The organism is Candidatus Epulonipiscium viviparus (assembly GCF_000171335.1).
In the GTDB taxonomy this organism is placed as follows: Bacteria; Bacillota; Clostridia; order Lachnospirales; family Cellulosilyticaceae; genus Epulonipiscioides; species Epulonipiscioides viviparus.
This window is the reverse complement of record NZ_ABEQ01000074.3, coordinates 1-16,456: the sequence shown is the minus strand read 5'-3', so window position 1 is coordinate 16,456 and position 16,456 is coordinate 1. Positions and strand designations below refer to the sequence as shown.

The 16,456-nt window shown below is 31.6% G+C and carries 13 protein-coding genes; all 13 read left to right on the top strand.

The window, feature by feature from the left end; genetic code table 11:
* Nucleotides 1-2,154 (top strand): EAL domain-containing protein (locus EPU_RS12850; protein ID WP_156778425.1); only part of this gene is annotated, 2,154 nt, incomplete at its 5' end.
* 41 nt (nt 2,155-2,195) lie between these two features.
* Nucleotides 2,196-2,792, top strand: coding sequence for an RNA polymerase sigma factor (locus tag EPU_RS09940; protein ID WP_010168970.1), 597 nt, complete (start codon nt 2,196-2,198; stop codon nt 2,790-2,792).
* Entirely contained in the window at nt 2,792-3,436 is a 645-nt protein-coding gene (locus tag EPU_RS09935; protein WP_010168968.1) for an anti-sigma factor family protein, read from the top strand. The genes EPU_RS09940 and EPU_RS09935 overlap by 1 nt, the downstream gene beginning before the upstream one ends.
* Nucleotides 3,437-3,521: 85 nt before the next feature.
* The gene (locus EPU_RS09930) at nt 3,522-4,904 is read left to right on the top strand and encodes a glycine--tRNA ligase (RefSeq protein ID WP_029488342.1); all 1,383 of its coding nucleotides are present in this window, start codon (nt 3,522-3,524) and stop codon (nt 4,902-4,904) included.
* 73 nt (nt 4,905-4,977) lie between these two features.
* Nucleotides 4,978-7,602 (top strand): pyruvate, phosphate dikinase, encoded by a 2,625-nt coding sequence (ppdK, locus tag EPU_RS09925; protein ID WP_029488341.1) that lies wholly within the window; start codon nt 4,978-4,980, stop codon nt 7,600-7,602.
* Nucleotides 7,603-8,012: 410 nt separating this feature from the next.
* Nucleotides 8,013-9,752, top strand: coding sequence for a DNA primase (gene dnaG / locus EPU_RS09920; RefSeq protein WP_010168963.1), 1,740 nt, complete (start codon nt 8,013-8,015; stop codon nt 9,750-9,752).
* Between the two features lie 31 nt (nt 9,753-9,783).
* Nucleotides 9,784-10,878, top strand: a complete 1,095-nt coding sequence (gene rpoD, locus EPU_RS09915) for an RNA polymerase sigma factor RpoD (protein ID WP_010168961.1) — start codon at nt 9,784-9,786, stop codon at nt 10,876-10,878.
* A gap of 47 nt (nt 10,879-10,925) precedes the next feature.
* Complete coding sequence (locus EPU_RS09910) at nt 10,926-11,579, top strand: tRNA (adenine(22)-N(1))-methyltransferase (RefSeq protein WP_010168959.1); 654 nt, start codon at nt 10,926-10,928, stop codon at nt 11,577-11,579.
* Nucleotides 11,567-12,319: a Nif3-like dinuclear metal center hexameric protein gene (locus tag EPU_RS09905; RefSeq protein WP_010168958.1), complete on the top strand. Its 753-nt coding sequence runs from the start codon at nt 11,567-11,569 to the stop codon at nt 12,317-12,319. Before EPU_RS09910 ends, EPU_RS09905 begins: the two co-directional genes overlap by 13 nt.
* A gap of 34 nt (nt 12,320-12,353) precedes the next feature.
* Nucleotides 12,354-13,940: a nucleoside kinase gene (locus EPU_RS09900; protein WP_010168956.1), complete on the top strand. Its 1,587-nt coding sequence runs from the start codon at nt 12,354-12,356 to the stop codon at nt 13,938-13,940.
* A 115-nt stretch (nt 13,941-14,055) separates the two neighbouring features.
* Nucleotides 14,056-14,889, top strand: coding sequence for a sigma-E processing peptidase SpoIIGA (locus EPU_RS09890; RefSeq protein ID WP_010168953.1), 834 nt, complete (start codon nt 14,056-14,058; stop codon nt 14,887-14,889).
* 12 nt (nt 14,890-14,901) lie between these two features.
* Entirely contained in the window at nt 14,902-15,642 is a 741-nt protein-coding gene (gene sigE / locus EPU_RS09885) for an RNA polymerase sporulation sigma factor SigE (RefSeq protein ID WP_010168952.1), read from the top strand.
* 84 nt (nt 15,643-15,726) lie between these two features.
* The coding region (gene sigG, locus EPU_RS09880) for an RNA polymerase sporulation sigma factor SigG (RefSeq protein ID WP_010168950.1) at nt 15,727-16,456 on the top strand (730 nt) is incomplete at its 3' end.

Sequence of the window (16,456 nt, the reverse complement as noted above, 5' to 3'; positions counted from 1 at the left end):
ATTTTTATTGTTTTGGGTACAATGAGTTATAATGTGCGGATAAATGATGAATTGCAAGCACTGACGATGACAGCGTTGAAAGAAATTTCGTTAAAACAGCAGTTTATTTTAAATGAAGATATAAATTCAAATTCTGAACTACTAAATTTATTGGCAACTACAGTGGGTGCTTCTTCAAATATGGATATTGAGACAACGTTAGAATATATAGATATTGTAGAAGAAATATCTTCCTTTAAGCACATAAATATTGTTGGAGTTGATGGTATTGGTATCACAGTTAATAATGAAAAAATAGACATTTCAAATGAGCCGTATTTTACAGAAATGATAAACGGAAACTACATTTCAAATATAATCACATCAAGTTTTTCGAATGAAGATGTTATCATGTTATCAATACCAATAGAAAAAAATGGGAAAATTCAAGGTTATGTAGCAGGAGAATATAATATTTCTAATCTTGAAAGTTTATTAACGTCTGCTTTTGATGGTCAAAGTTTTATATTTGTACTGGATGCGACAGGAGCAATTATTGCGCAGCATACAAATGAACTTACTCAGCCTAAAGTTAACATGTTTGAAATTTTTAAAGATCAGGATTTAACAGATAAAGTGCTTGATGCGATGCAAAAAGGTGAATCTACGAATGTAGTTTATACTTTTAATGAAGATACTCGAATAGGTGAAATTTGTCCAATTAATTTTAATGGTTGGTCGCTAATATACATCTTGCCAGAGCAGGTTATTGATGATTATACTCAAAATATAATGGAACAAGTAAATTTATTCACTTTCGGTATGGTTATTGTATTAGTTCTTCTTGTATTTATAACTTCTTTTGCGCAAAGGAATACATTTAATACTATTCGTATGTTGGCTTATTATGATGAATTGACAGGTCTGCCTAATTTAGTTAAATTTAAAATGGAGGCTAATCAACTTCTCGTGGATAATCCAGACAAAGATTTTAGTATAGTAAAGTTAGATATCAACAATTTTAAAGCCATTAATGAATTATATGGGCATGATACTGGAAATAAAGTATTACGTGCATTAGCAGATGTTGTACATACTGATGAGATCCCGAACTATACTTACGCCAAGATTGCAGTAGACGAATTTCTGCTCTTGGGACCAAGTGAATTTTTTTCAGATCTAAGTAATGAGCTGAGTTTAGATGAGAATAAATTTAAAGAGGCGGTTTCGTTTATACCTTTCCATCATATAAAACTTATTTATGGAAGATATAAAATAGAAGAAGATGAAAATGATATTGATAAGATTATTGCGAAGGTTGATATTGCCCACAAAACAGCCAAATCGAAAAAGAACATATATTTTTGTGATTATGATGAGAATTTCAAAAAAACTATGTTAAAAGCAGCGGAAATAACCAATAAGATGGAAGTGGCTCTTGAGCACAAAGAATTTAAAGTTGTTCTGCAGCCTAAGTATGACACTATAACCGAACAACCTGTTGGAGCGGAGGCTTTAGTGCGTTGGATAGAAGATAATGGAAAGATGATTTTTCCAGACGAATTTATTCCGTTATTTGAAAGCAATGGATTTATTACAAAATTAGATAAGTATATGCTAGAAGAAGTTTGTATCTTAATTAGACAGTGGATCGATAATGGTATAACCCCTATTCCTATTTCAGTAAACTTCTCTAGAGTGCACATCAATAATCCTAATTTTACTAGCGAAATTAAGGCAATTATAGATAAGTATAATGTAAACACAAAATATATCGAGATTGAGTTAACAGAAAGTACAATACTAGATAATGAATCTGAATTAAAAACAATTTTCGAAAATTTTAAAACAAGCCACCTTGTAATAGCGATGGACGATTTTGGCTATGGATATTCTTCATTAGGGTTTTTAAAAGATTTTGATGTGGACATAATTAAATTAGACAGAAGCTTTTTTAGTTTTGATGCCGACAATGAAAGAAGCCGTATAGTTATTAGAAATATTGTGAAGATGGTTAAAGAATTGGGCGTAGTTGTGGTAGCAGAAGGAGTTGAAACTAAAGAACAACTAGATTTCTTGAAGTCAACAAGATGTGATATGGTTCAGGGTTATTATTTCTCAAAACCTATTCCAATAAAAGATTTTAATAAAAATATTTTAGGGGCCGATTTCTAAATGAAATTGGCTTTTTGAGAATTTAACGAGTGGAGGAATTTATGGACGAAAGTAGTTTAATTAAACGAGCTCAAAGTGGTGATGTTGGGGCTTTTGAGGTACTTATAAAAAATTATGAAAGTACAATTTATCGGATATGTTTTAAAGTTTTAAAAAACGAAGCTGATTCGTTTGATGCTGCACAAGAAGTATGTATTAAAATTTGGAAACAACTGGGTAAATTTGAAGAAAAATCTAAATTTAGCACTTGGGTATATAGAATTGCAACAAATCAATGTTTGGATATACTAAGAAAGGGTAAGAATAAGAAAGTTGTTTCTATTAATCAAAACGAAGAATGGGCTTTGGAACTTGAAGATACAAAGATTAATATTGAAAAGCAAGTTGAAGATGCAGAGAGACTGAGAATATTAAAAAGTGCGCTAGATGAATTGAAAAAAGAATACAGTGAGATTATAATCTTAAAAGATGTAAAAAACTTAAGTTATGAAGAAATAGCAACCGAGAAAAATATTTCGTTAGGTACAGTTAAATCAAGATTATTTAGAGCTAGGAATGCATTAAAAAATATTTTGAAACAGGACAAGGAACCTTTTAGAAGCTTTTGGCGTCATAATAATAGAAAGGAGGGGTTATAATGAAATGTGATTTGGAACAATTGTCTTTGTATATAGATGAAGAACTTGAACCATCTCAAAGGTTGGAAATAGAAGAACATTTAAAAACTTGTGATGATTGTCAAAGTAATTTGCAGTTGTTGCTCGAGATAAAAGAACAATTATCGATGCTGGATGAAGTGCCTTTACCAGATAATTTTCATAGTGAACTTATGAATAAAATAGCCCCTAAAAAACATAATTATACAAAATATTATTTATCAGCAGCTAGTGTTTTAGCAATTTGTGTAGTAGGAATTAGTACATTCTTTAATCAACCTGCAGAGCAAAGCCCTGTTCCTATGATGTATAGCACCCCTCCAGTTGCAGCGAGAAATATTCCGAGCGAGGAAGAGCATCTGGGTAATCCTGTTAGCTATATTGTGGAATTAAATGCTCCGAATAAAGATGTAGTTGATAAATTACGACGAATTTTAGATGAACAAGAACTAAATTATTTTGACATGAGTATTGATGGAGTTCTTCATTATATTATAAATAGTGAATCTGATTATGCTATTTTAGCGGACTATCTTAGAGAAAATGCAAGTGATTTTAATCAAACTCCTGTGTTAGATTCTCTAATTGATCCTGTGATGATAGAATTAATTATTCATTATCCTTGACAGAATAATTTAGGTTTGCTAAATTTATAACAGACGAGAAGATTTTTTGTCTATGGCAAAGAGTCTTTTTTTTTGGAGGTATAAGATGGAAAAAACAATGCAAGAAATTGTTGCAATAGCAAAATCAAGAGGATTTGTATATTCTGGATCTGAAATATATGGAGGACTCGCTAATACTTGGGACTACGGTCCATTAGGTGTTGAATTAAAAAATAATATAAAAAGAGCTTGGTGGAAAAATTTTATTCAAAAAAATCCATTAAATGTTGGAGTAGACTGTGCAATATTAATGAATCCTGCTGTTTGGAAAGCTAGTGGGCATTTAGGAGGATTTTCTGATCCTCTTATGGATTGTAAGTCTTGCAAAGAAAGATTTAGAGCGGACAAAATTATAGAAGATTACATGAAAGAAAATGGTGTAGAAGAAATAGTTGATGGCTGGTCAAATGAGAAAATGCAAGATTATATTAAAGAAAATAATATAGAATGCCCTTCTTGTCATGCGCATAACTTTACCGATATTAGGCAATTTAATTTGATGTTTAAAACTTTTCAAGGAGTTACTGAAGACTCTAAAAATACGGTATATCTTCGCCCAGAAACTGCTCAAGGAATTTTTGTCAATTTTAAAAATGTGCAGAGAACTTCTCGTAAAAAGATTCCGTTTGGTATTGGTCAAATTGGCAAATCGTTTAGAAATGAAATTACTCCGGGAAATTTTATTTTTAGAACTCGAGAGTTTGAACAAATGGAACTTGAATTTTTCTGTAAACCGGGTACTGAATTAGAATGGTTTGTAACCTGGAAAAATATCTGTAAAAGTTGGTTATTAAATCTTGGAATAGACGAAAAAAGCATTCGTATGCGAGATCATGCTAAAGAAGAACTTTCTCATTACAGCAATGCGACTAGCGATATCGAATTTAAATTTCCGTTTGGATGGGGTGAGCTTTGGGGTATTGCCAGTCGTACTGATTATGATTTAAAGCAGCATATGGAGCATTCTGGTGAAGACATGAATTATTTTGATCCGACTACAAACGAAAAGTATATTCCGTATTGTATAGAACCGTCTCTTGGTGCAGATAGAGTTACTTTGGCATTTTTATGCGAAGCATATTGCGAAGAATCATTAGAAGATGGAGATAGCAGAAATATTTTTAAATTTCATCCTGCGCTGGCTCCTGTAAAGGCGGCTATTCTTCCTTTGTCAAAAAAACTTTCTGAACAAGCACTAAATATTTATAATATGCTATCAGATCATTTTAATGTTGAATATGATGAAGCTGGATCTATTGGCAAAAGATATCGTAGGCAAGATGAAATTGGAACTCCATTTTGCATCACATATGATTTTGATTCTAAAGATGATAATTCGGTTACAATTCGTGATAGAGATTCTATGAAGCAAGAACGTATAAATATAAAYGAAATATTGAAATATATTACAAAAAAAATAGATAATTAAGAGCCTATACAAATRATATTTTTTGGTATAAAATATGAAACGACAAAATAATTTTTATTGGAGGTAATATAAAATGGCACATAAATGGGTCTATATGTTTAAAGAAGGGGATATGAATAAAAATCTTCTAGGAGGAAAGGGTGCAAATCTATGTGATATGACTAAACTAGGCTTGCCAATTCCACAAGGCTTTATTGTGACAACCGAAGCGTGTACTGAATATTATAACAATGATAAAAATTTATCAAAGGACATAATTGATCAAATTAARTCATCTCTAACTCAGTTAGAAGAAATTTCGGGCAAAAAATTTGGAGATACACAAAATCCTCTACTTGTATCAGTTCGTTCGGGAGCTAGAATTTCTATGCCTGGTATGATGGACACAGTTTTAAATTTAGGTTTAACAGATGTTTCTGTTGAAGGATTGGCAAAGAAAACTGGCAACCCTAGATTTGCGTATGACTCATATAGAAGATTCATACAGATGTTTTCAGACGTAGTAATGGAGCTTCCTAAATCTAGATTCGAAGTTATAATAGATGAACTTAAAGAAAAGAAAGGTGTAAAATTAGACACAGAACTTGATGCCGATGACTTAAAAGAAATGGTAGTTAAGTTTAAAGAATTTTATAAAAAAGAGCTTGGTAAAGATTTCCCTCAAGATCCAGAGACACAGTTACTAGAAGCCGTACAAGCAGTGTTTAGATCGTGGATGAACTCTCGTGCGATAGCTTATAGACGTATGAATGATATACCTTCTGATTGGGGTACTGCTGTAAACGTTCAGATGATGGTATTTGGTAATATGGGAGAAACATCTGGTACTGGTGTTGCCTTTACAAGAAATCCTTCGACTGGAGAAAAGTTGATTTATGGAGAATATCTAATTAACGCACAAGGAGAAGACGTTGTTGCGGGTGTTAGAACTCCTCAACCTATTAGCCATCTAGAGCAAGATATGCCAGAAGTATATAAAGAGTTTATGGCGATTGCGAACAAACTTGAGGATCATTATAGAGATATGCAAGATATGGAGTTTACTGTTGAGGATACAAAACTTTACTTCTTACAAACTAGAAATGGTAAAAGAACGGCTGCGTCTGCTCTTAAGATTGCAGTTGAGCTAGTTAAAGAAGGTATGATTACTGAAAAAGAAGCTGTTCTTCGTGTTGAACCTAAACAATTAGATCAATTACTTCATCCTACTTTTGATGTTACGGCTCTTAAGCAAGCTAAGACAATTGGAAAAGGTTTACCTGCCTCTCCAGGAGCTGCCACAGGAAAAGTTTACTTCACTGCAGAAGATGCTAAAGCTGCAGCTGCCAGAGGTGAAGCTGTTATATTGACAAGACTAGAAACTTCTCCGGAAGATATTGAAGGAATGCATGCATCTAAAGGTATATTGACTGTACGCGGAGGAATGACAAGCCATGCGGCTGTTGTTGCACGTGGTATGGGTACTTGCTGTGTATCTGGTTGTGGAGAAATTAAAATTAATGAACACGATAAGTCTTTCACTTTAGACGGAAAAACTTATAAAGAAGGCGACTATATTTCTCTTGATGGTTCAACTGGAAATATCTATGGAGAACAATTAAAAACTGTTGAAGCAGAAATTAGTGGTGATTTTGAAAAGTTTATGAAGTGGGCTGATGAATATAGAACTATGAAAGTTAGAACTAATGCGGACACTCCAGCTGACGCAGCAAAAGCGGTTGAGTTTGGTGCAGAAGGAATTGGACTTTGCCGTACAGAGCATATGTTCTTTGAAGAAGACAGAATTAAAAAAGTTCGAAAAATGATTGTAGCTAAAGAAGTTGAAGAAAGAAAAGCAGCTCTTAAAGAATTATTGCCTCTTCAAAAAGGTGACTTTATTGGAATATATGAAGCGATGGGTGAAAGACCTGTAACTGTTAGACTACTAGACCCGCCACTACATGAATTCTTGCCTACAGATAAAGCTGATATCGAGGAAATTGCAAAAGAGATTGGCGAAACTTATGAAAGCCTGCAAGCTACTATTGATAGTTTACACGAGTTTAACCCTATGATGGGTCACCGTGGATGCCGACTATCTGTATCTTATCCAGAAATTGCAGACATGCAAGCTAGAGCTATTATAGAGGCTGCAATCGAAGTGAAGAAGTCTAAGGGATATAATATTGTTCCAGAAATTATGATTCCTCTTGTTGGAGATAAAAAAGAACTTGAATATGTTAAGGATATTATTGTAGCAGCAGCAGACGATGTAATTGCTAAATCTGGTATTGAACTTAAATATCTAGTTGGTACAATGATTGAGATTCCAAGAGCTGCTTTATTGGCAGATCAAATTGCTGAAGAGGCTGCTTTCTTCTCTTTCGGAACTAATGACTTAACACAAATGACTTTTGGATTTTCTCGTGATGATGCTGGTAAATTCCTAGAAGATTACTACGCAAGAGGAGTTTATGAATCTGATCCATTTGCAAGACTTGATCAAACTGGAGTGGGTCAGTTAATAGAAATAGCAGTTGAAAAAGGACGCAAAACTAGACCAGATATTAAGCTTGGCATTTGTGGAGAACATGGTGGAGATCCATCTACAATCGAATTCTGTCAAAAAGTGGGCTTAAATTATGTATCTTGCTCACCATTTAGAGTTCCAATTGCTAGACTAGCAGCGGCTCAAGCAGCGATAACACAATCTAAGTAAATTATTTAAAAAGGACATGCAAGTTGGTGTCCTTTTTTGATCTTAAAGTGTTTAGTTAATAACTGTTCTTTTTTTTGTGAAAAATGAATATTAAAGGCAGATTATAAATATATATAAAAAGAACATCATTTTTAGTATACATAATAATTTGAACTCTAGTCACGATTCTACACTTTATATCATTAACATATATTGTTAAATGAATAAGTTAGATTGTATAAAATGTATATCATATCCAAAATATGGATATGATATATTATAACTAAAAGATTTAGTAAGGGTATAATCCGCTGAATATATAAAAAAATTAAACTGTTATTATATTTTTCTTTTTAGTTGTCAATACTATATAAGAGAAAAAAGAGGAAATGTGACAATGATGATTATATTGTTGAGATAGGAAGGAACATATGTATTTTGCGGAAGATTTTATTGAAAAAATTAGAACTTATATTGATATTGTCTCACTAATTTCTGAGTACACTAATTTAGTGAAAAAAGGAGCCTCTTCTTATATAGGCAAATGTCCTTTTCATAACGAAAAAACTCCGTCATTTGTAGTAAGTGAAGATAAGCAAATGTATTATTGTTTTGGTTGCGGAGTGGGTGGTAATGTAATAACCTTTATGATGGAGAAAGAAAATTTGTCGTTTGGAGAGGCTATAGAAAGTCTTGCAATAAGAGCTAATATTCCTCTTGAATATGATAATAGTAGAATAAACAATAATCGTGAGGCTTTTTTTAAAAAAGATGTTATTTTTGACCTTTATAAAAAAGCGGCACGTTTTTATTATTATAATTTAACTAGAAATACCCCAGAGTATGTGAGGCAATATCTTGTAGATAGAGGGATTAATAAAGACTCTATAAAGATATTTGGTCTTGGTTTTTCACCGAATTCTTTCAATGCATTATACAAGTATCTAAGATCAGAGGGTGTCACAAATGAACTTTTAGTAGAGAGTGGACTTTGTGTTTTAAATCATAATAGTGGATTAATTTATGATAGATTTGTAAATAGACTAATGTTTCCTATATTTAGTCCCACAAAAAAAGTAATCGCATTTGGAGGAAGAGTGTTTGGAAATGAAAATCCTAAATATCTTAATTCTTCCGAAAACTTAATTTTCCATAAAAGTAATAATCTGTATGGTTTAAATTTGGCTAAAATGAAAAATCATGAATATTATATATTAGTAGAGGGATATATGGACGTTATTGCTATGCATAGAGAAGGATTTACTAATACCGTGGCATCACTGGGAACAGCATTTACCGAAAGCCAAGCAAAGCTTCTAAAAAGATATACTGATAATATAGTAATCATTTATGATAGTGATAATGCAGGACAAAAAGCAACTTTAAAAGCTAGTAAAATTTTGAGAGATGAAGGGTTTAGTGTAAAAATTTTAGAATTGAATGGAGCTAAAGACCCTGATGAATTTTTAAAAAAGTATGGAAATGAAAAATTACAAAATGCCATAACTGTTGCTAACAGTGATATATGGTATAAAATTACAAAAATCCAAATGTTGTATGATTTAAATAACTTGCCTGAAAAAATTAAGTTTTTAGAGCAAATTTCATCTATTATTGCCAATTTACAAAATTCTATTGAACAGCAGCTATATATTGATGAAATATCAACAAGATTTAATGTAAATAAATCAGCAATAGAAATAGAAATAAAAAAGAGAATTGTTAATACTAAAGAAAATAAAATTGTCTATGAAAACCATTCTAAGAAAAGCGATATTGAAGTCGATTTATTATCAGTGCTATATCATACTCCTACTATATATGATAGCATTTCGGAATATGTATTTCCAGAATTATTTACAGAAGGGGTAAAACGAAATATAGCTATAAGTTTAATTAATGACAGATCAATTGATACAGCTTTGTTAAATAAAAAATACCCTAATGTAGAAGACCAAAAAATTATCTCCTCTATTATAATTGGTAAAGATGGTATATATAAAGAAAAATTTGTTTTATATAAGATAGTTACTGATGCAATTAAGATACTTAACAATGCGTATTATATAGAACAACTGAAAAATCTTAGTGCCAATCCAGAAAAAATACAACATTTAATGAAACTAAGAAATAGCATAGTGAAATTGAATATTGTTCCAAAAAATGGTTAAAATAGTAGACGATGAAAGGAATGTGAGAATATTGAAAGATGAACTGCAACAGCAACAAAAAATGACATTTAAGATTAGACTAGACCAACTTTTAGTGTTAGCTAAGGATAAAAATGGAGTGTTAGAGCAAAAAGATATAACAGATGCCTTTTTAGACTTAGAGTTAGAGCCAACAAAAATTGAACAGGTATATGAATTTTTAGAAGCTCAAAGTATTGATATTATAGGTGAGATTTCTAATATTGAGAACGAAAACCTAAACGAAGATATTATTGATTTTACTTTACCTGAAGGTGTAAGTATCGATGATCCAGTTAGGATGTATCTAAAAGAAATTGGCAAAGTTCCACTCCTTTCAGCTGACGATGAAATTAAGCTTGCAAAACGTATGGAATCTGGTGATGAAGAAGCTAGAAAGCGACTTGCAGAAGCTAATCTCAGATTGGTAGTTAGTATAGCAAAAAGATATGTCGGTCGGGGAATGTTATTTTTAGATTTAATTCAAGAAGGGAATTTAGGATTAATTAAAGCTGTTGAAAAGTTTGATTATACAAAAGGCTATAAATTTAGTACCTATGCAACTTGGTGGATTAGACAAGCAATTACAAGAGCTATTGCTGATCAAGCCAGAACAATTCGAATTCCTGTTCATATGGTAGAAACTATAAATAAATTAATGCGAATACAAAGACAATTACTACAAGAATTGGGGCGTGATCCACAACCTGAAGAAATTGCAAGAGAAATGGAATTGAGTGTAAATAAAGTGAGAGAGATTATGAAAATTTCCCAGGAACCGGTGGCTTTGGAAACTCCTATTGGAGAAGAAGAAGACACTAATTTGGGAGATTTTCTTGCAGATGAAGATGCACCAGCTCCTGCAGAAGCGGCAGCGTTTACTCTCTTAAAAGAACAATTGATAGAAGTTTTGGATACTTTGACTGACAGAGAACAAAAAGTATTAAAATTAAGATTTGGTCTAGATGATGGGCGTGCTAGGACGTTAGAAGAAGTTGGGCGTGAATTTAACGTCACTCGTGAACGTATTAGACAAATTGAGGCTAAAGCTCTTAGAAAGCTTCGTCATCCTAGTAGAAGTAAAAAATTACGAGATTATTTGGAATAAGAGAAGTTGTTTTGCAACTTCTTTTTTTTATAAAGAAAGTGAGATATATGACAAAAAGATTATTAGAAATAGCAAATGCAGTGAATAAAGGTGCACGAGTAGCAGATATAGGGACTGATCATGGATTGGTTCCTAAATATTTAATAGAAAATGATATTGCAAGCTTTGTGCTAGCTTGTGATATAAATTTAGGTCCATTACAACGAGCTAGACAGTATATTGGTGATACTAAGAACATTGAAATTAGGCAGAGTAATGGACTTTCAAATATAAAAATGGAGGATAATATTGATACTGTTATAATAGCTGGAATGGGTGGGCATCTTATAAAAGAAATATTATCTAGAGATTTTAATACTATAAAATTTATAAATAGGCTTATACTATCACCACAAAATGCACAAAATAACATAAGAAAATTTTTACATTCCATTGATTTTAAAATTGTTGATGAAATTTTTATAAAAGATATGTCTAAATTCTATGTTATAATAATAGCAGAAAGAGGAGTTCAATCATATACTAATGAATATGAATATGAATATGGTTTTTTGAATATCAAAACATTAAATATGGATTTTAGAGAATTTATAAGTCAGAAACAAAGTGCAATAATAAATATATTAAAACAGTTAGAACCCAATACTACTAGATATAATGAACTGCAAAATGAGCTGGAGGTTTTAAAATGTATACAATAGAAAAGATTATGCAGGTATTAGAAGAACTTGCGCCGCTGGATTTGGCTGAAGAATGGGATAATGTTGGTGTATTAATTGGCACAAATTCAAAACCGGTAAAAAAAATAATGTGTGCGCTTGATTTAAATGAGCAAATTGCAGATGAAGCCATTGCTGCAAGTGTGGATTGTATAATTACGCATCACCCATATATATTTACAGGGTTAAAGAAAATAGATTATGCAACATCAATTGGAAAAGTAATTCGTAAGTTGATTATCAACGATATTAGTTTAATTGCTATGCACACAAACTTAGATAAAACAAAAGATGGTATTAATGATATAATCTGTAAAGGATTAAATGTCGAAATAGTAAATGGAGATAATTTTTTAAGATGGGGAAAAATTAATTCAATAACTTTAAAAGATTTTATTACAAAGGTAAAAAATTTTTTTGATGCTCCTGTTATTAGAGTAATTGGATATAGTGACAAAAAAATAGAAGCTGTATCGATATGTTCTGGCAGTGGAGCAGAATTTATCAAGCAAGCTGCTAGTGTCAGCGATGTATATATTACAGGAGATTTAAAGTTTCATGAAGCTCAAGGAGCTATTGCAGAAGAATTAATTGTACTGGATGTAGGTCATTATAATAGCGAAAAAATCATAATCCCGTATCTTGTAGATTACTTAAAAACAAAACTGGATATAGAAGTTATCAGTACTAATATCTGTGCTGAAGTGTTTAAAACAGTGTAAAAAGAGTGTTCGTTGTGCAAAGGGGGAAAAGAGTATGGAAACTTACTTTGATTTGGCAAAAGAAAAGTATGCTGGGCAAAATGTATGTGCTTTTAAGGGAACAAAAGGACTTATTGAATTAGGAAATAAAATAGATGAATTGAATGTGACGCCGATATATTTAACGGATAAAGATGGAATGAGAATTTTTGAAAGAACTTGTACTTTTTTGATGATTGTAGCTACAAAACTATTGTTTAATGAACAAGTTATAATTAATCATCATATGTCTGGAGGATATTTTGGAGAATTTGTCAATTTAGATTTTAATGTGTCAAAAAATATCGGAGCAATCAAAGAAAAAATGTTGGAATTAATCGAAGCGGATTTGCCTATTGAAAAAGAAGTTGTACTTGTAGGAAAAGCAATAGATTTTTTTGAAAACACAGGTATGATTGATAAAAGCGAGCTTATTAAATATAGAAGAACTTCTACTATTAATACCTATAAATTGGAAGATGTTCAAGATTACTTTTATGGATATATGTTACCAAGTACAGGATGCATTAAATTATTTGATTTATATGCATATGGACACGGGTTTATGCTGTTGTTTCCAGATAAAAAAAATCCAGAAATATTGGCTGAAAAAAAGTATGAACCTCAATTATTTGAAGTATTTAAAGAATCCAAACAATGGGTTAGAATTTTGGGAGTGGATACAGTTGCCAAACTAAATGAAAAAATCGTTTCAGGTGAAATCGAAGAGTTAATTAGAATGCAAGAAGCTTTGCACGAAAAGAAAATTGCCAAAATCGCTGATCATATTCTATCATTTGGTACTAAAAAAGTTATATTAATAGCGGGTCCATCTTCTTCTGGTAAAACTACATTTTCTAAGCGACTTTGTGTTCAACTTAAGGTTAATGGAATGACTCCYGTGTTAATTTCTATGGATAATTATTTTGTAAATCGTGAATTTACACCAATCGACGAAAATGGTGATCTGGATTTTGATGATATTAAAGCTCTAGACACTGAATTATTTAATGAGCATCTAAAAGCATTGGTGGAAGGTAAAGAGGTAGAAATTCCTACATTTAACTTTAAATTAGGTAAACGAGAATACAAGGATGATTTTATTAAATTAAAGAGTGAAGATGTTTTGGTTATTGAAGGAATACACGCTTTAAATGAACAAATTAGCTCCAGCATTGAAAGAGATAAAAAGTATAAGATTTATGTAAGTGCACTAACTCAACTCAATATTGATAACCATAATCGAATTCCTACAACAGATACTCGACTTATGCGCAGAATGATTAGAGATAATACGTATCGCGGGATTAAGCCTGAAGTAACCCTATCTATGTGGCCTTCTGTTAGACGTGGTGAAGAAAGAAACATTTTCCCATTTCAAGAAGAAGCGGATATTATGTTTAATAGTGTTATGATATATGAACTTGCTGTGCTTAAACAAAAAGCAGAAGCACTATTATTCAGTATCAATAGAAATTCGCCTTATTTTGATGAAGCAAAGCGATTATTAAAATTTTTGGAGTATTTCTTAGGAATAGATACAAACGAAATTCCTTGTAATTCATTGTTGCGAGAGTTTATTGGAGGAGGTTGCTTAGAATGAGCGCGCAAAAGAGGATACGATTTTTGTCGTATCTTTTTTTTTTTAATTTACTTAATTTTACAAATTATACGAATATTATGGTATACAATAATTAAAAAGGATAACGAGGGAAATTATGCAAGTAATTTACATTGATGTATTATTTTTTATTAATTTTATTATGGATATTTTTATATTTTTCACAGGAAGCTTGCTTTATATTAGGGTGCCTTTTAAAAAATTATTGCTAGCTAGTACTATTGCGGCACTTTTGTCCTGTTTAGTAATAATCTTTCCAAATTTAGAAAGGCTTTCTTTTAATTTATATTATATTTTCCTCCCTTGTATTCCTATAATTTTGTTATATGGGACAAAAAATTTTTTTAAGGCATATTTAATAAATTTTTTATGTGCTTGTATAATAGGTGGAGTTGCTCTTAGCGTTTACTTTCAGTGTAGTTTTGTAATGGGTAATGAAGCATCTTTAATCTTAACAATATTATGTGGAGCAGTCATTTCTTTTCTAACTTATTACTTTTTAATTGCCATAAGAAAAAAATTTTTGCTTATTGTTGGTGAAGCTTATATGTCGTTTGAATTATATGGTAATACAGTTAATCTAAAAGGGATAGTGGATACTGGAAATACTCTTTATACAGTTTTTTCAAAAGAACCTGTGGCGATTGTGCAACTGGATAAGGTTAGGAAATTTTTAGCAATAGAACTATTAGATTTTATTGAGGAAATTGATGCTGGAAAAGAATCTTTGAGAATGTTGGATAAAGCTTCTCTTATACCATTTAATAGTGTAGGTTGCAAGAGTGGGTTAATTGTAGGAGTAAAGGTTAGTAATGTAACAGTAAAACGAGGAAGTAAAATATATGTACATAGGAATGCAATTATTGGACTGTCATCAGAACTTTTTAAAGAAGATATTAATGTGCTTATACATCCAGATTTAGTAAACTAGGAGGCGATTTATGTGGGTATTTTTAACAAAGTGGTGAATCTTGCTCAAAATACGTATTTCAAAATATTGAAAAATCAAATAGGGCAAATTCATTATATCGGGGGGAGTGAAGTACTGCCTGCTCCGTTAAGTAAAGAGGAGGAGAACGAACTTTTAATGCAAATGATAGAGTACCCTGATGATGATGAAAAAATTAATGAAATTAAAAAAATTTTGATAGAACGAAACTTAAGATTAGTAGTATATATCGCAAAAAAATTTGAAAATACTAACAAAGGGATGGAAGATCTAATTTCTATTGGATCTATTGGTCTTATTAAAGCGATTAATACGTTTAAACCGGATAAAAAAATTAAACTTGCAACCTACGCATCTCGGTGTATTGAAAACGAAATTTTAATGGATATAAGACGTACTAACAAACTAAAAGTAGAAGTATCAATCGATGAACCACTCAATACCGATTGGGATGGCAATGAGTTGCTTCTTTCTGATATATTGGGCACTGACTTTGATTCTGTCTATCGAAACATAGAGGACGAGGTAGATAAAGCATTGCTAAATACAGCTCTTGGTCAACTGAGTACACGTGAGCGAGAAATTGTGGAGCTTAGATATGGTTTTAAAAATGAAGGAAAAGAAAAAACTCAAAAAGAAGTAGCAGATATGCTAGGTATCTCGCAGTCTTATATATCAAGGCTTGAGAAGAAAATCATCGGTCGCTTAAAAAAAGAAATGAAAAAAATGAGCTAAAACATGTATAATTTGCCATGAGGTGGGTATCCTATATCTAAGGCTAATAAGACAACTTTTAAGGAACGACGAGGAGGATTCTACATGGCAATTAATAAAGTCGAGATTTGTGGTGTTAATACCGCTAAATTACCCACCCTAACCAATCAACAAAAGGAACATTTATTTGAGTTGATTGGAGCTGGAGATAATATGGCTAGAGAAGAATATATTCGTGGTAATTTAAGACTTGTACTTAGTGTAATACAGCGGTTTAATAATCGAGGTGAACATGTAGATGATTTATTTCAGGTAGGATGCATTGGTCTTATTAAAGCGATTGATAATTTTGATACTACTCAAGGAGTAAAGTTTTCTACTTATGCAGTACCAATGATTATTGGTGAAATTAGAAGATATTTGAGAGATAACAATGCAATTAGAGTAAGCCGCTCACTACGAGACACTGCATACAAAGCTTTACAAGTAAAAGAAAAATTACTACGACAAAATTCAAAGGAACCAACAATCGAAGAGATTGCTGCGGTTCTAGAAATTGCAACAGAAAATATTGTATTTGCACTAGATGCTATTCAAGATCCAATCTCATTATTTGAACCAGTATATCATGATGATGGAGATGCTTTATTTATTATGGACCAGGTAAGTGATGAAAAATCTCAAGATGATATTTGGTTAGAAAATATTGCGTTAAAAGAAGCTATGAAGAGACTAAACGATAGAGAAAAGCATATTTTAACGTTACGCTTTTTTGCAGGTAAAACACAGATGGAAGTGGCAGATGAAATAGGGATTTCACAAGCTCAAGTTTCGA